Here is a 15,546-nt window from a genome sequence, read left to right as displayed (position 1 = left end):
CTCCTCCTTGGCGCCGGTGAGCGCGTCGGCCGCGGCCCCGACGTCGACCTCCTGCTCGGGATCGACGCCGGCCAGCTCGGGGTCGGCGAGCACCTGCCGCAGCCCGGCCTCGCGGGCCTGCGCCTCGGCGAGCTGCCGTTCCATGCGCTCGACGGTCCGCGAGTCGCGCGCGGCGTCGGTCGCCTCCCGGGCATCGGCGAAGCCGGCCGCGGCCACCGCCTCGGCGAGCGCGGCCTCCTGCTCGGCGACCCGCGCACGGGCGGCCTCGAGTTCGGTGACCGCGTCGGCGAGTCGTTCCAGCCGGTCGGCGAGGTCGAGCAGATGCGTACGTCGCGCGCCGACGTCGGCGTGGTCACCGCGCGCCTCGTCGAGCCGCTCGGCCCGCTCGGCGATCCGGGTGGCGACGGTGGCGCGCTCGTGCTCGTAGCCGCCCGCCTCCTTTTCCATAGCGCGCCGCTTCTCCCGCAGCTGCTCGGCCTCCGCCTCGAGCGCCCGCATGGTCGCCAGCAGCGACCCGTGCGCGGCGGCCCGGACGGCCGCGTCGCGATGGCCGGCCTCGGCCCGAGCGTGGGCGGCGGCGAGCTCACCCGCGTCGCGGTCGCCGAGACTGTCCCGCAGCCCCGCGAGCCGTCGGTCGGCCTCGCCCAGCCGCGTCGTGGCGACCTCTCGCGCAGCGGCGGCCCTCGCCTCTCGTTGGACGGCCGCCTGCTCATCCTCGGCGCCGACCTGGTCCGCGCCGTCCGCCGCGGGCGCCGGGTGCTCGGCGGACCCGCACACCGGGCACGGGTCGCCGTCCGTCAGCGTGCCGGCCAGCTCGGCGGCCATCCCGTCGAGCCGACGCTGCCGGACGTCGAGCAGGTCTTCACGAGTCCGCTGATGCCGGTCGACGGCCTCCACATGTCGCGCGGTGAGTTCTCGAAATGCCGCCTCGGTGTCGGGCAGCTGCCCCGCCTGCCGGGCAAGTCCCGCGAGTTCGTCCCTTGTGGACAGCAACGCGGGAAGCTCGGCCTCGGCTCGGGCCGCCTCGGCGATCCGGTCCCGCCCGACCTCGATCTCTCGCGGCAGCGCGGAAAGCCGCTCGTCGAGCGCACGCACCTCCCGCTCCGCCCGGTCGCGCAGCCTCCCCAGCTCGAGCAGGATGCCCTGGTCGGACTCCTGCTGCGCGGCCTCGTCCAGCAGCCCGGAGATCGCCCCGGCCTCCTCGCGCAGCCGCCCCGCCACGACCCGTGCCCGCCCCGCGGTCGAGCCCGTCTCCGCGCTGGGGTCGGTCTCGGCCAGGTCGGACCCGGGCGGCAGCTCCGTGAGCCGGGCAGTCACCAGCTCCTCCGCCCGGCGCGCCAGGCTCACCACCCGGTTCAGCTCCAGGCCGACCGGAACCACCGTCGCCGCCCGCCGCGCGGCTGCCACCTCCGCTCGCGATGCCGAAGGGGCCGACAACGACGCCAGCTCCGAGCGCGCCGAACGAACCCGCCGCACCCGCTCGGCCAACTCCTTGGCCCTGAAGAACTCCTGCTCGCAGCGATCCCGCACCGTGGCGGCGGAAAGTTCCCGCGTCACCGACGCCGCCGCCTCCCGATCGCTGCGCGAGGTCAGCTCGGACAGCCACACCGAGTCGACGGAGTCCGGCGGCTCCGAGCCCACGACCTGCGCCAACCGCGCCACGAGCTCCCGCGACGAGCGCCGCGCCTCCTCCAGCACGCGGCCCGCCGTCACCCGCCGCTCCCGGAACCAGCCCTCCACCAACGCGAAGTGCTGCGTCCCGAACAGCTTCTCCAGCAGCCGCTCCCGCTCATCCGTGTCCGCACACAGGAACCGCGCGAACTCGCCCTGCGGGAGCAGCACGACCTGGAAGAACTGCTCCTTGCTCATCCCGAGCAGCCGTTCCACGGTCCGCGCGACATCTTCGATCCGCGTCAGCCCGTCCGGCGCGTGCCCGCTCGGCGCCGCGCCCACCCAGGTCAGCGACGCCTTCGCCGGCTGCTTCGTCGTCCCGCCGCCACGCTTCTTGAGCCGCTCGTACTCGGGGCTGCGCACCAACCGCAGCCGGTGTCCGCGCACGGTCAGCTCGAGCCGCACCTCGGTGACCACGGCCTGCTCGGCGTAGTCGCACCGCAGCCGCTTCGCCTGGTCCCGCACTCCCGGCACGGCTCCGAACAGCGCGAACGCCACCGCGTCCAGCAGCGTCGTCTTGCCCGCGCCGGTGTCGCCGTGCAGCAGGAACAACCCGTCCGCGCCGAGCCGGTCGAAGTCGACGACCTCACGCGCCGGGTACGGCCCGAACGCCGTCAGCTCCAGGCGATGCAACCTCATGCTGTGTCCGATCGTTCGCTCCGCGGCGGCGCTACCCGCCGTCTTCCCTCCTCGCGTGCTCGGCGCTGACGCGCCTGCGCGCGCTCGTCAGTCCAGACGGCGGACGCACCTCTGCTCTCGCTCACGCTGCGGCGTTTCCACGCTGCCGGGCCAGCTCCGCCTTCTCCTCGTTGGCCACCGCGGCCAGAGCCTCACGCAGCAACGCCTGCTCGCCCTCGCTCGGCGACGATCCCCGGCAGTCCTCGACGAAGTCGCACGCCACCTCGTGGTCGGTCCGCCCTCGCGCCGACGACGTGTACCGCATCGACGCCGCCACCGTGCCCGCCGGCCGCCAGTCCAGGTGCACCGCGTGCGGGAACCGCTCCTGCAGGCGCCGCAACGCATCCGTCGGCCGGACCCGGTCGGTGAGCTCCACGGAGAGGTACATGTCGACAAGCCCATCGTGTGCCGGTTCGCGCAACAGGCTGGAAAGTGTGCCGCTGACCGTCGCGAGTGGACGCGGCACCGGCAGCTCCCGCCGCTCCACGCCGGCGAGCCCGTGCGCGTCCAGGTCCACCAGCCACACCGACTTGCGGTGCCGCGCCTCGGAGAACGAGTACCCGAGCGGGCTGCCCGAGTACCGCAGGTGCTCCGCCAGCCGCTGCGGCCCGTGCAGGTGACCCAGTGCCACGTAGTCCACGCCCTCGAACACCGCGCTCGACACCTGCTCGACACCGCCGACCGAGATCGTCCGCTCCGACGCGCTCGGCGCGCCGCCGGTGACGAACGCGTGCGCGAGCACCACGGACCTGGTCGCCGCGTCCCGGCCGGCGAGGTCGGCCCGCACCCGGCGCATCGCCTCGGTGAGCACGCCCGCGTGGCCGGCCGCGTCGATGCCCAGCGACTGACGCGCCGGCTCCGGCTCGAGGTACGGGATCCCGTACAGCGCAACGGGTCCGTGCTCGTCGGCGAGCACCACCGGCCGGTCGAGCTCGGCTACGCGTGTGCGCAGGTGCAGCCCGCCGGCCGCGGCGAAACCGGCGAACGCGCCCAGCCGCGGCGCCGAGTCGTGGTTGCCCGGAGTGATAACCAATCGAGCGCCCGCTGCCCTGATCCGGTCGAGTATGCGAGTGCACGCCGACACGGCCTCCCCGGCCGGCACCGCCCGGTCGTAGAGGTCGCCGGCGACCACCACGACGTCGATCCGCTCGTCGACGACCAGGTCGGCCAGGCCGCCGAGCACCGCCTCCTGGTCGGTCAGCAGGTCCCGGCCGTGGAACATCCGTCCCACGTGCCAGTCGGAGGTGTGCAGCACCCGCATGCGGTCAAGTTAGGACGTACACCAGCCGAACTGGGGGAGCCACGCCACTACCGCGGGTGAACGGAAGCGTCCTCCCCGGAATTGTCGGTGGGCTGGCCCATGATGCTCGCGACCCGATCTTCGAACCAAGGAGTTGACCAAGGTGGCCGCTGTGTTCGGCACCGTCGCCGTCGTCCTGCTGTTGCTGATCCTCGCCGGGGCGGCGCTGTTCCGGCGGCTCTACGCCGACAGCCAGCGTCGGCTCGACGCGGCGACGTCAGCCGTGGCGCAGGAGCGCGACCGGACCGACGCGCACGCCGCCGCGCTCCGCCGCTACGAGGTCACGTTCGCGTCCATCCACGGCCGCGGGGAGCTGGGTGAGCAGGTCCTCGTGGAGACCGCGCGGTCGCTGGGCCTGCGCGACGGTCTGCACTTCACCGTGCAGACCGACGTCGGCGGTGGCGGCTCGGTCCGGCCGGACATGCTGCTGATCGTCGGCGACGGCCGGCGGGTGCCGGTCGACGCGAAGATGTCGATCGCCTGCTGGATCGAGGCGGTGGAGACCGAGGACCCGGACGAGCGGCTGGACGCGCTGCGCGTGCACGTGCGCAACATCCGCTCGCGGGCGGCGGAGCTGGCGGGCAAGGGCTACCAGCGCTGGGCGGACGCGATCTACGGCACGGTCATGTTCGTCCCGTCCGACGCCGCGGTCGTGGCCGCGCTGGACACCGACCCGGACCTGCTGCGCTGGCTGCTCGACCGCCGGGTGTTCGTGTGTGGGCCGACCGGGTTCGCGGTGATCGCGTCGGCGGCGCTGCTCGCGGCCAGCGAGCGGGTGCTGGTGGAGGACGTGGCGGCGCTGCGGGGGCACGCGGCGGCCGCGCACCGGGCGGCCGAGGGCGCGGTCGACGCGGTGAACGTGTCGAGCACTCACCTGCAGCGGTTCCTGCAGGCCAGGCGCCGCGAGCTGGACGCGCTCACCCAGTTCGCCGCGGCCGTGGGGCCGCTCACCGAGGCGGCGGCCATGCCGACCGCGCTCGCGGCCGTGCGCCGGTCCGACGAGGTCGTGCTCAACGGGTCGACGCCGGCGCGCGACCTGCTGGCGGCCGAGCCGGCGGAGCTGTCGGATCCGGAGGTGCCGTACTGAGCCGATTGATCCGACGACCGCCCGGCGGCGGGGTGCCCCGTCAGCCGGTCGTCGTGAGCCGACCGGTCCGCGTCGGTTGGGCGATCCGGCGGCCACGCCGTCAGCCGATGGACCTCGAACCCGAAATGATTTTGCTAATCGTGCGCACACACGGGGTGATCATTCACCTGTGGCGGCGTGCGGCGATTTGTCCGAACCGGAGGTGTCATCCGACCGCTAACCACTGATAACTCAATCGATGCCACCTCGGGTGTCCGGCAGCGGACAGTAGGCGAGTTGTGGCGTGGTTCACATCATGGTGTGTAGTCGCGGGCGTCGTTTACGGAACGGTGAACGACGTTGTCCTCCGACCTACTAACGTGTGCACCCGTGACCGCGACCCGCGATCGCAGGAGCGATCCTGGCGAAGACGCCGAGCCGGCGTGGGATGAGCGCTCGATCCTTGGCAAGTCTCGTGGCCTGCCCTGGTGGGGTGCCGTCCTGCTCGCCTTTGGCTTGGCGGCTATCGCCGCAGCCTTCGACATGCAGCGCCAGGACACGTTGGGAATCATCTACCAAGGTGCGTATTTCCTCGGTTGCGTTGCCGCAATCGCCCTGGTGCGCCGGCGCAGCCTGTTCGGCCCGATGGTGCAGCCGCCGCTGGTCTTCGCGGTCACCGCGGTCGCGGCCGTCGTGCTGCTGGCGCCGGACACGGGTGGGGCGGGCGGGCTGAAGGCGCTGATCTTCACCGTGGCACTGCCGCTGACCAGCAACTTCCCGACGATGGCCCTCACCGCCGGCGTCACCGTGGGGATCGGCGCGTTCCGCCTGTGGCGCGAACGCGACCCGGACGCGGAGCCTCGCCCGGCCCGGGAACCCAAGGAACCTCGAGAGCCCCGCGAGCGCCCGAGCCGGGACCGAGTGCCGCCGGCCCGAGGCCGCCGCGCTGAGCCGGACGCCTTCGACTTCGACGGCGCGGACGACGTCGACGCCCCGATGCGCCGCGGCTCGGACCGCGGCCGGCGTGGCGAGTCCGGTCGCCGGGACCCGGCCGCCGGCCGCCGCGGAAGCCGCCGAGGCGATCCCGATCTGGGTGGCCGGGGCACGCCCGACCGTCCGACTCGCGGCCGCCCCGACCCGGACGAGGACGCGCCGGAGCCCGGCCGCTTCCGACGCAGGTCGGGCCGGGACGCCCGTCCGGATCAGTCCACCCGGGACTCCGGGGAACGTGGCGGCCGCGCGGGCCGCGGCCGCACGCGCGACGCGGACCCACCACCCCGCCGCCGTGATCCGGCGGCGGAGCCCCGCCCACGCCGGGAGGACCGGGCCCGCAGGGACTCGGGAGACCGCGGCGACCCGGTGCGACAGCCGCGCCGCCGCCCACAGGACCCGTACCGCTGACCGGACCCGCAGGACTGACGCGGCCCGTCGCAGGCTCGTTCGGATTCGCGCAGCCGCAGGCCCGGCCGTGCTGTCGCGGACTCGCGCTACTCGCGGACCCGCACGGTTGACGCAGGCCCAGCCCACTGTCGCGGACTCGCCGTGCTGTCGCGGATCCGCACTACTCGCGGACCCGTCCCGCATTTGGCAGGCCCGGTCCGCTGTCGCGGGCTCGCGCTGCTGTGGTGGTCTCGCGCTGCTGATGCAGGCCGCGCCGCTGTCGCGGGACCGTCTTGCCGATCCAAGACCCGCGCCGGCATCTGGGCCGGTGCCCCAGTGGCGACCCGCGCTGTGTTGCGGACTCGCCCCGCTGGCGCCGGGCCATGCCGCTGACGCAGCGCCAGCACCGCGATCCCGGGATCCGTCCTGCCGCCGCAGGACATGTGCGCTGACGCGGATCGTGCCGCGGTCGCGGGGGTCGGTCGGCTAGCGGACGCTCTCCTTCAGGGCCTTCCGCAGCTCGCGGGGCAGGGCGAAGGCGACCTTCTCGTTGGCGGTCGTGACCTCCTGGACGTCCGCCCAGCCGCGGTCGGCGAGCCACGCCAGCAGGTCCATCACCAGCACGTCCGGCACCGACGCCCCGCTCGTGACGCCGACCGTCGACACGCCGTCGAGCCAGGACGGGTCGACCTCGCGCGCGTAGTCCACGAGGTACGACGCCGACGCGCCCGCCTGCAGCGCCACCTCGACCAGCCGCTTCGAGTTCGACGAGTTCCGCGAGCCGACGACCAGCACCAGGTCGCACTCGGCGGCCATCGCCTTCACCGCGACCTGCCGGTTCTGCGTGGCGTAACAGATGTCGTCCGACGGCGGGTCCTGCAGGTCCGGGAACCGCGAGCGCAGTTGCTCGACGCGCTCCATGGTCTCGTCCACGGAAAGCGTGGTCTGCGACAGCCACACGACCTTCGACGGATCGCGCACGGTGACCTGGTCGACGTCGGACGGCTGGTCCACGAGCTGGATGTGCTCGGGCGCCTCACCGGCGGTCCCCTCGACCTCCTCGTGTCCCTCGTGGCCGATCAGCAGGATGTCGTAGTCGTCCCGCGCGAACCGTTTCGCCTCCTGGTGCACCTTGGTGACCAGCGGGCACGTCGCGTCGATCGTTCGCAGCTCGCGCGCCGCCGCCTGTTCGTGCACCGCCGGCGCCACGCCGTGCGCGGAGAACACCACGAGCGCGCCCTCGGGCACCTCGTCGGCCTCCTCGACGAAGATCGCGCCGCGCTCGGTGAGCGTCTCGACGACGTGCTTGTTGTGCACGATCTCCTTGCGCACGTACACCGGTGGGCCGTAGGTCTCCAGGGCCTTCTCGACGGTCACGACCGCCCGGTCGACGCCGGCGCAGTAGCCGCGCGGTTTGGCCAGCAGAACTCGCTTGGTCATGACACCCACAGTACGTACCGGACTCCTCGGTAGGCAGATCGCCCGGTCTGGGGCAGGCTATGCGCCATGAAGTCTCTCCCGCTCCCGGTGCGTGTCGCGGCCGGGCTCGCCGTCACCGCAGTGGAGCAAGCGCGCACCCTGCCCGCCAAGATCGCCGGCCTGCCGGTCACCGTGGCGAGCCAGGCCTTACAGGTCTCGATGCGCGTCCAGCAGCAGGTCACCGAGCTGGCCATCCGCGGCGACGAGGTGCTCTCGACCCTGCGTCCGGTCGAGGAGACCCCGGCGTGGGCGACCTTCGACGAGGACCTCGACCAGGACGGCGACCGCTACGACTTCAGCCGGCCGTCCGCGTTCGACCGGGTCGACGAGGAGACGAGCGAATCGGAGCTGAGCAGCCGCAACGGGTTCCCGCCGGCCGACCCGTGGGTGGCCGAGGAGCGCGCGCTGGTCGAGGAGTCCGCGGCGCAGGAGGAGCCCGAACCGCCTGAGCCGCCGGTGTCGCGGTCGGTCGTGGAGGCCGAGAACTACGAGGAGCTGTCCCTGCCGCAGCTGCGGGCCCGGCTGCGCCGCTTCTCCGTGGCCGAGCTCACCCAGCTGCTGGAACACGAGCGCGCGAACGCGAACCGGCCGTCGTTCGTCGGCATGCTGACCCGCCGGATCGCCACGGTGCGCGACCAGGGTGACTGAGCCGAGCACCACACCCGAGCGGCCGTGGCCAGTACGGACGGTGGCGCGCAAGATCGCGGACTGGATCAACCGGCTCGGCGACATCTGGGTCGAGGGCCAGGTGACGCAGATCTCCAACCGGCCCGGCACCGGCACCGCCTTCCTGACGTTGCGCGACCCGGCCGCCGACGTCTCGATGACCGTCACCTGCAGCACCGCGCTGTTGCGCGAACAGCCGCTGTCCGATGGCACCCGGGTGATCCTGCACGCGCGGCCGGCCTTCTTCCTCGGCCGCGGCACGTTGAGCCTGCGCGCCGACGAGATCCGCGCGGTCGGCGTGGGCGAGCTGCTGGCCCGCATCGAGCGGCTGCGCAAACTCCTTGCCGCGGAAGGGATCTTCGACCCGCGACGCAAGCGGCGGCCGCCGTTCCTGCCGCACACGGTCGGGCTGATCACCGGCCGGGCGTCGGCCGCGGAGAAGGACGTGCTGACCAACGCCCGCGCGCGGTGGCCGGCGGTCCGCTTCCGGGTCGAGAACGTCGCCGTCCAAGGCGCGCTCGCGGTGCCGCAGATCGTCGACGCACTGTCCGCTTTGGACAGAGACCGGAACGTGCAGGTGATCGTGATCGCCCGGGGTGGCGGCAGCGTCGAGGACCTGCTGCCGTTCTCCGACGAGACGCTGTGCCGCGCGGTGTCCGACTGCCGCACGCCGGTGCTGTCCGCGATCGGGCACGAGCAGGACACTCCACTGCTCGACCACGTGGCCGACGTCCGGTGCTCGACGCCGACCGACGCGGGCAAGCGGGTGGTGCCGGACATCGCCGAGGAGTCCGCACGGGTGAACCAGCTGCGCGATCGGGCACGACGCGCGCTGCACGGTTGGGTGGATCGTGAGCGCCGCTTGCTCGACGCGTTGCGCACCAGGCCGGTCCTGAGCGACCCGCTGACACCGCTCGGGCAGCGGAGCGCGCAGGTCAGCGCCCTTGTGGACCGGTCTCGCCGGGCGGTCTCCGGCCGGGTGGCCGCGGAGAGTTCCGCCCTCGACCACACCCGTGCCCGCTTGACGACGCTCGGACCAGCAGCCACGCTTGCGCGCGGGTATGCGGTCGTACAGCGGGTGGACACGGACGGAACCCCGCGGGTGCTCCGCTCGACCGACGAGGCGCCGGAGGGGACCCGGCTCCGGGTGCGCGTCTCGGACGGTGCCGTGCACGCGACCGTGTCCGGGCCGACGAGCGCGAGTGGAGGTAGCGGTGCCGAGACTGGAGCGTGAACCGACCTTCCTGCCACTGACCGTCAACGCGACCTACACGGTCACGCGGGCGACGGCCGACACCCCGGCGCTACGCGCGTCTGCCGAGCTCGTTCGTGACCGCGCGCGCGAGGCCGACGCCGCGGCCGCCGAGTGCTGGGCGGCGTTGTGTGCGGGCTGCGACGCCCCCGGCCGCCGCGCGCTGCCGCACCGCCTTCGCGAGCTCACCGAGGCGACGTCGGTCTATGCCGGTACCCGCTGGTGGTACGGCCGCGGGGCGCAGCATCGGGAGCGGGTGAGCGGCGAGCTGACCCGCATCGAGGAGGCGATCGACGAACGCGACGGCGCTGACTTCGCCGAGGCGTTCGTGGGCTACGACCAGGCCGTGGCGGCCGTACTGGTGAACTCGCACAGCCGATTGGAGACCCCGGCCCAGTGACGGAAGAGCTGGACTACGAGCAGGCCCGAGACCAGCTGGCCGAGGTGGTCGCGAAGCTGGAGACCGGCGGACTGTCCCTTGAGGACTCCCTGGCCCTGTGGGAACGCGGCGAGGCGCTGGCCAAGGTTTGCGACCAACACCTGGCCGGCGCCCGCGAACGCATCGAGAAGGCGCTGGCCGCGGTGGAGTCCCCGGACCGAAAGTAGCCTCCGGCCCCCGTGCCACCACAAGCAAAAGCCCCCGCGCGCACGCCCGCGCGGTCAGGAAGCCAGAAACGTAAGCCCCACCCTAGCGGTGGCGGGCGAAGGCGAGGGCCACGGCGGGTGAGGGTTCGTTGCGCGACATCGGTCGGGCTGGTGTCGCGGATGGAGTCGGGCCGCCGGAGCGAGTTGCTAGTGGCCAGTGAACGTCGGGGTTCGCTTCTCCACGAAGGCGTCCACGGCCTCGCGGTGGTCGACCGTCGCGCCGAGGACCGTCTGGCCGTCGCCTTCGCAGGCAAGCGCTGCCTCCAGGTCCGCGCCCGCCGCGGTGAGCAGGGCTTCCTTGATCTTGCCGTAGCCCGTCGTGGGGCCGGCCGCCATCCGGGAGGCCAGCTCGACGGCCGCCGTCAGGACCTCGGCGTCCGGTACCACCGACGTGACCATGCCCAGGTCCAGCGCGCGGTCCGCCGTCACCGGCTTCGCCAGGAGCATCATCTCCATCGCGCGGCCGTAGCCGATCAGCCTCGGCAGGGTCCACGACGCGCCGGAGTCCGCGGTAAGGCCGATGGTCGCGAAGGCCATCAGGAACTTGGTCGACTCGCCGGCGACGCGCAGGTCACAGGCAAACGCGAACGACGCGCCCGCACCGGCCGCCATGCCGTTCACGGCGGCGATCACCGGCTTCGGCATGCCGGTGATCGCGCGCACGATGGGGTTGTAATGCTCGGCGACCGTCCGGAACGGCGCCGGGTCGTCGGCCCGCAGCGCGGCCACGTGCTCCTTGAGATCCTGCCCCGCACAGAACGCCTTGCCGGCCCCGGTCAGCACCACCGCCCGCACCTCGGGCGACGCCGCGGCATCGGTCAGCGCGGCCAGCAGCAGCTCCTTTAGCTCGACGGTCAGCGAGTTGAACGCCTCCGGCCGGTTCAGTGTCAGCGTGCGGACCCCGTCGCGGTCGTCGACCAGCAGTGCTGCCAAGACGGTTCTACCTCCAGTTGATCAGGCGCTGGACTTCGTGCGCGTACCTCGGTTGAGACAGTCGGCCAGGAAAGCCTCCGCGGCCGGCGCGAGCCGTGCGGTCTCCCGGTCGAAGAACCGCGCCGCCGCCGCCCCCGGCCAGTTCTCGGGCAGCAGCGTCGCCGGTAGGCCGGGATCGCGGAACAGGAACTTGCGCCACGCGTGCAGCAGCCGCTGCGACGCGGCGAACGCCTCGGCCGGCACCGATCCGTCCACTGCGGACACCGTGGGTAGCCATTCGGTCACGAAACTCGCGTAGTCGGCGCCGAGCGCCTCCAGGTCCCACGCCCGCGCGGCCAGCTCGGCGTCGTCGCCGTCGTGCTCGCCGTAGAACACCTCGCCGGACAGACCCTCCGCCGCCAGGACCTCCGCCAGCTCCGCCGACGGCCGCGGGGTGACCCAGGTCGCCGGCCCCAGCGGGCCGTAGCCGAGCAGCCGCAACGACGAGTCGAGGCGCTCCCGCGCGCTACGGGTGGGCAGCTCCTCCAGCACGACCACCTGCCACCGACCATCCCAAGTGGAGGGACGAGTGCGGTAGATCCGCATGGCGGCCTCGTCGAGCCGGCGCTCGGCACGCCTGGTCAGCGCGTAGCCGGGGCCGTCGGCCAGCCGCACCGGGCACAGCCAGTCCTGACGCACCATTCTGGACACCGCGGTCCGGATCGCCGGCGCCTCGAAGCCGAGCGGCTCCAGCAGACGGACCAACGCGGCGATGGCGGCAGAGCCACCTCGGGCTCTGAGGTAGCTGCCGTACACGTCGAACAGCGCGGACCTGGCTCGCACGATTTTCGAGTCTCCCAGCCGAGAGCGGGCCCGCGCCAGGGGGTTCCGAACGCATAAGGGCCGGTCATCGACACGCAGTTGATCGGTTCGATTTCACCGCCGAGATGCCATAGGGGAGAATGTCACCGACTTCGGCCCGGTCGGCCCGGCCGGAGCGGGCAGGCATGACGGAGGGAGCACGCTATGGCGGCCATGAAGCCCCGGACCGGTGACGGTCCCCTCGAGGTGACCAAGGAGGGTAGGGGCATCGTGATGCGCGTCCCACTAGAGGGTGGTGGGCGACTCGTCGTCGAGATGTCGGCGGAGGAGGCCAGCGCCCTCGGTGACGCGCTGAAGGTCGCGGCAGGCTGAGCACGCTGTCCAGAGTGGAGGAGATGGCGTAGCGCATCGTCGAGTCTGGAGGACCCGCAATGTCGGTACCTGCTATACCGACTGCACTACCCGAGGTCGAGGTGGGCACCGCGCCTCGCCGGGCCGCGCCGCTCGCGGTGCTGTGCCACACCGGGGACCCGCTGCCGACGCCGACCGCGCGGGCCACCGAGCTCAGCAGCGACTGGATGGGCGCGGTCGCGCTCACCGGCAAGGTCGGCGAGGTCCAACCCGGCCCGGCCGGTTCGGCCGTGCGATGGGTCGCCGGGATCGGTGACGGAGAGCCCGGCCAGTGGCGCGCCGCCGGCGCGGCGTTGATCAGAGCACACAACGGACGGCTCGCCGACGGAGGCCCGTCGGCCGACCGCAACCTTCAGCTCGAGCTGCCGGCCGACGCGACCGGCGACCAGGTCACCGAGCTGGTGTGGGGGCTGCGCCTCGGCGGCTACACCTTCGTCGTCAGCGGCGAGCCCGACCAGCAGCGATCACGCACCGTCCGGCTCGTCACCGCCGACGACTCGGCCGAGCTGTCCGCCGCGGCAGCCCGCGCGGCGGTGCTGACGCGGGCCACCGCGCTTGCCCGCGACCTCGCCAACACCCCGTCGAACATCAAGGACCCGGCCTGGCTCGCCCGGATGGCCACCCGCACCGCGGGTCGCGCTCCCGGCGTCGACGCCGTCGTGCGGGACCACCACTGGCTCGCCGAGCAGGGCTTCGGCGGCGTGCTCGCGGTCGGCGGCGGCTCGGCCCGGCCGCCCCGGTTCATCCAGCTCAGCTGGGGCCGGCGGGGCGCGCCGCATGTCGTGCTGGTCGGCAAGGGCATCACGTTCGACACCGGCGGCATCTCGGTGAAGCCCGCCGAAGGCATGCACCTCATGCGTACCGACATGTCCGGCGGCGCCGCCGTGATCGCCGCCGTCGAGGCGATCGCCCGGCTCGGGCCCGACGTGCGGGTGACCGGACTGGTGCCCTGCGCGGAGAACCACATGTCCGGGTCGGCCTACCGTCCCGGCGACATCGTCCGGCACTACGACGGCCGGACGACCGAGGTGACCAACACCGACGCCGAGGGCCGCATGGTGCTGGCCGACGCGCTCGCCTACGCCGTCGCGAACCTCTCGCCGGACCTGATCGTCGACGTGGCCACGCTGACCGGCGCGATGAAGATCTCGCTCGGCCTGCGCACCGGTGGCTTGTTCGCCAGCTCCGACGACGTGGCCGACCGGCTGCTCGCCGCCGGTGAGCGCGCCGGCGAGCGCTGGTGGCGCATGCCGCTGACGTCGGACGCCGGCTCGGTCGACGGCGAGTTCCTCGACGCCGTGTCCAGCGACATCGCCGACGTCCGGCAGCATCCGCCCGGCCCGGGCGCGATCGCCGCGGCGTTGTTCCTGCGGGAGTTCACCGCCGGACTGCCCTGGGCGCACCTGGACATCGCGGGACCGGCCCGCGCGGAGCGCACCTACGACGAGGTGACCGCCGGCGCGACCGGGTTCGCGGCACGAACCCTGATCGAGCTGGTGTCGGCATACGAGACCAAGTCAAGACGCTCGTGATCAGCGGCGCTCGGTTGAGCCGGCCTCGGTGAGCGCTGAGTCCGGCTGGCGAACGCGCGGTCGAACAGCGCGAACTTGACCAGGAACACCGGCAAGCCCGCGGCGAGGTAGCTCAGCGTCAGCACGACCGCTCGCCAGCCCTGGCCGGAGACGAGCGGCACCAGTAGGAGCTCGGCGAGCGTGGTCAGCGCGATCGAGGCGACGCCGCTGATCAGCGTGACCGTGAAGTAGGTGCTCAGCTGGTCGCGCAGGCGCACCGGGTCGGTGTCGCGCCAGGCCCAGTAGCGAACCAGCAGGAAGTGCGGCACGGAGCCGACGAGGAAGGCGAGCGTGCTGGCCGCGGTGGCGTCGGACCAGCCGACCCAGTAGACGCTCAGCAGGACCAGTTGGCTGATCCCGGTCGCGATGAGAGACGCTACCGTGAACCGTGCCAACCGGATCCTCACCGGGCCGCTGACCAGCGTTGTTGTCGCCACACGGCAAAGCTAGCGGCTGCCGGCTGAACAGGCTCTCAGGATTTCCCCGGAGATCGACCGGAGTTGGCCCTGGCGTCGACTCAGGGTTGGACCGACCGGTACACCTCGACCGTCTGCTCCGCCGCGCTCGCCCACGAGAACTCCCGCTCGGCCCGCTCTCGGCCGGCCGCACCCATCCGCCGCGCCCGCTCCGGGTCGGCGAGCAGCGCGTTGACCGCCTCCGCGAGCCCCGCCCGGAAGGCCGACTCGGCCGCCTGGTCGTAGTGCACCAGCAGGCCGGTCCGGCCGTCGTCGACCACCTCGGGGATGCCCCCGACGTCCGAAGCGACGACCGCCGTGGCGCACGCCATCGCCTCGAGGTTGACGATCCCGAGCGGCTCGTAGACCGACGGGCAGACGAACACCGACGCGTGGCTGAGCAGCTGGCGCACCTCGGCCGGCTGCAGCATCTTCTGGATCCAGATCACCCCGGGCCGCGCGGCCGCGAGCTCGGCCACCGCGGCCGTGGTCTCCTCGGCGATCTCCGGCGTGTCCGGCGCGCCCGCGCACAGCACCAGCTGCGCCTCCGGGTCCATCCCGTGCGCCGCCGCGACCAGGTGGCCCACGCCCTTCTGCCGGGTGATCCGCCCGACGAAGACCACCGACGGCCGGTCCGGGTCCACGCCGTAGCGGCGCAGCGCGTCGTCCTCGGTGACCGGGTGGTAGGCGGTCGAGTCGATGCCGTTGCGCACCACCCGGACCCGGGCGGGGTCGAGCGTCGGGTAGCAGTCGAGCACGTCGTCGCGCATGCCCGAGCTGACCGCGATGATCGCGTCGGCCGCCTCGTACGCGGTCTTCTCCACCCACGACGACAGCCGGTAGCCGCCGCCGAGCTGCTCGGCCTTCCACGGCCGGCGCGGCTCGAGCGAGTGCGCGGTGATCACGTGCGGGATGCCGTAGAGGACCTTGGCGAGGTGGCCGGCGAGGTTGGCGTACCAGGTGTGCGAGTGGACCAGGTCCACGCCCTCGACCGCGGCGGTGACCGACAGGTCCGCGGACAGCGTCCGCAGCGCCTGGTTCGCGTGTTCCAGGCCCGATGCCGGGTTGTGCGAGGTCACCCCCTCGACCGAGCGCGGCGCGCCGAAGCAGTGCACGTCGACGCCGACGAGCTCGCGCAACCGGGGGACCAGGAACTCCACGTGGACACCGGCACCGCCGTACACCTCGGGCGGCCATTCACGGGTCAGCAAGCCAACGTGCATCTGGCCAAGGTAGCC

Annotated in this window: 15 protein-coding genes; 8 read left to right on the top strand and 7 right to left on the bottom strand. The window is 72.9% G+C overall.

All coding sequences use genetic code 11. The features are described 5' to 3' along the window. Nucleotides 1-2,310 (bottom strand): AAA family ATPase (locus tag ACRDSK_RS09010; protein WP_431439531.1); only part of this gene is annotated, 2,310 nt, incomplete at its 3' end. Nucleotides 2,311-2,431: 121 nt separating this feature from the next. Continuing rightward, nucleotides 2,432-3,610, bottom strand: a complete 1,179-nt coding sequence (locus tag ACRDSK_RS09005) for an exonuclease SbcCD subunit D (RefSeq protein ID WP_431439530.1) — start codon at nt 3,608-3,610, stop codon at nt 2,432-2,434. Nucleotides 3,611-3,752: 142 nt separating this feature from the next. On the opposite strand from ACRDSK_RS09005, the gene rmuC reads away from it, so the two are divergent. Further along, nucleotides 3,753-4,736, top strand: a complete 984-nt coding sequence (gene rmuC, locus ACRDSK_RS09000; RefSeq protein ID WP_431439529.1) for a DNA recombination protein RmuC — start codon at nt 3,753-3,755, stop codon at nt 4,734-4,736. 369 nt (nt 4,737-5,105) lie between these two features. Next, nucleotides 5,106-6,116 (top strand): DUF6542 domain-containing protein, encoded by a 1,011-nt coding sequence (locus ACRDSK_RS08995; RefSeq protein ID WP_431439528.1) that lies wholly within the window; start codon nt 5,106-5,108, stop codon nt 6,114-6,116. Between the two features lie 465 nt (nt 6,117-6,581). On the opposite strand, the gene ACRDSK_RS08990 is transcribed toward ACRDSK_RS08995, so the two are convergent. Then, nucleotides 6,582-7,535 (bottom strand): 4-hydroxy-3-methylbut-2-enyl diphosphate reductase, encoded by a 954-nt coding sequence (locus ACRDSK_RS08990; protein WP_431439527.1) that lies wholly within the window; start codon nt 7,533-7,535, stop codon nt 6,582-6,584. A gap of 66 nt (nt 7,536-7,601) precedes the next feature. On the opposite strand from ACRDSK_RS08990, the gene ACRDSK_RS08985 reads away from it, so the two are divergent. From ACRDSK_RS08985 to ACRDSK_RS08970, 4 genes are read left to right on the top strand one after another with little or no spacing between them, the layout of a single operon-like run. Beyond that, on the top strand, nt 7,602-8,222 hold the full coding sequence (locus ACRDSK_RS08985; RefSeq protein ID WP_431439526.1) for a lipid droplet-associated protein: 621 nt from the start codon (nt 7,602-7,604) through the stop codon (nt 8,220-8,222). Then, nucleotides 8,215-9,474 carry an exodeoxyribonuclease VII large subunit gene (xseA, locus tag ACRDSK_RS08980; protein ID WP_431439525.1) on the top strand — a complete coding sequence of 420 codons (1,260 nt, stop codon included), beginning with the start codon at nt 8,215-8,217 and terminating at the stop codon, nt 9,472-9,474. Before ACRDSK_RS08985 ends, xseA begins: the two co-directional genes overlap by 8 nt. Then, entirely contained in the window at nt 9,455-9,892 is a 438-nt protein-coding gene (locus tag ACRDSK_RS08975) for a sugar ABC transporter substrate-binding protein (protein WP_431439524.1), read from the top strand. Before xseA ends, ACRDSK_RS08975 begins: the two co-directional genes overlap by 20 nt. Then, nucleotides 9,889-10,098 carry an exodeoxyribonuclease VII small subunit gene (locus ACRDSK_RS08970; RefSeq protein ID WP_431439523.1) on the top strand — a complete coding sequence of 70 codons (210 nt, stop codon included), beginning with the start codon at nt 9,889-9,891 and terminating at the stop codon, nt 10,096-10,098. Before ACRDSK_RS08975 ends, ACRDSK_RS08970 begins: the two co-directional genes overlap by 4 nt. Before the next feature lie 186 nt (nt 10,099-10,284). Here the strand turns inward: ACRDSK_RS08970 and ACRDSK_RS08965 are convergent, their stop codons facing one another. Together ACRDSK_RS08965 and ACRDSK_RS08960 are read right to left on the bottom strand one after the other, a co-directional pair. Further along, a complete protein-coding gene (locus ACRDSK_RS08965) occupies nt 10,285-11,070 on the bottom strand; it encodes an enoyl-CoA hydratase-related protein (RefSeq protein ID WP_431439522.1) in 786 nt (261 codons plus the stop codon). A gap of 21 nt (nt 11,071-11,091) precedes the next feature. Beyond that, nucleotides 11,092-11,892, bottom strand: a complete 801-nt coding sequence (locus ACRDSK_RS08960) for a PaaX family transcriptional regulator (protein ID WP_431439521.1) — start codon at nt 11,890-11,892, stop codon at nt 11,092-11,094. 183 nt (nt 11,893-12,075) lie between these two features. Between ACRDSK_RS08960 and ACRDSK_RS08955 the strand changes: the two genes are divergently transcribed. Then, nucleotides 12,076-12,243 carry a DUF3117 domain-containing protein gene (locus ACRDSK_RS08955; RefSeq protein WP_075136168.1) on the top strand — a complete coding sequence of 56 codons (168 nt, stop codon included), beginning with the start codon at nt 12,076-12,078 and terminating at the stop codon, nt 12,241-12,243. Between the two features lie 59 nt (nt 12,244-12,302). Continuing rightward, nucleotides 12,303-13,814, top strand: a complete 1,512-nt coding sequence (locus ACRDSK_RS08950; protein ID WP_431439520.1) for a leucyl aminopeptidase family protein — start codon at nt 12,303-12,305, stop codon at nt 13,812-13,814. On the opposite strand, the gene ACRDSK_RS08945 is transcribed toward ACRDSK_RS08950, so the two are convergent. Together ACRDSK_RS08945 and glgA are read right to left on the bottom strand one after the other, a co-directional pair. Beyond that, complete coding sequence (locus ACRDSK_RS08945; protein WP_431439519.1) at nt 13,721-14,290, bottom strand: GtrA family protein; 570 nt, start codon at nt 14,288-14,290, stop codon at nt 13,721-13,723. The two genes, ACRDSK_RS08950 and ACRDSK_RS08945, sit on opposite strands and share 94 nt — an antisense overlap. Nucleotides 14,291-14,370: 80 nt before the next feature. After that, entirely contained in the window at nt 14,371-15,531 is a 1,161-nt protein-coding gene (gene glgA, locus ACRDSK_RS08940) for a glycogen synthase (RefSeq protein WP_431439518.1), read from the bottom strand. Nucleotides 15,532-15,546: the final 15 nt, after the last annotated feature.

It is taken from the genome of Actinophytocola sp., from assembly GCF_050699915.1.
Taxonomy (GTDB): Bacteria; Actinomycetota; Actinomycetes; order Mycobacteriales; family Pseudonocardiaceae; genus Actinophytocola.
The sequence above is the reverse complement of the archived record's forward strand: the minus strand, read 5'-3'. Positions and strand labels throughout refer to the sequence as shown.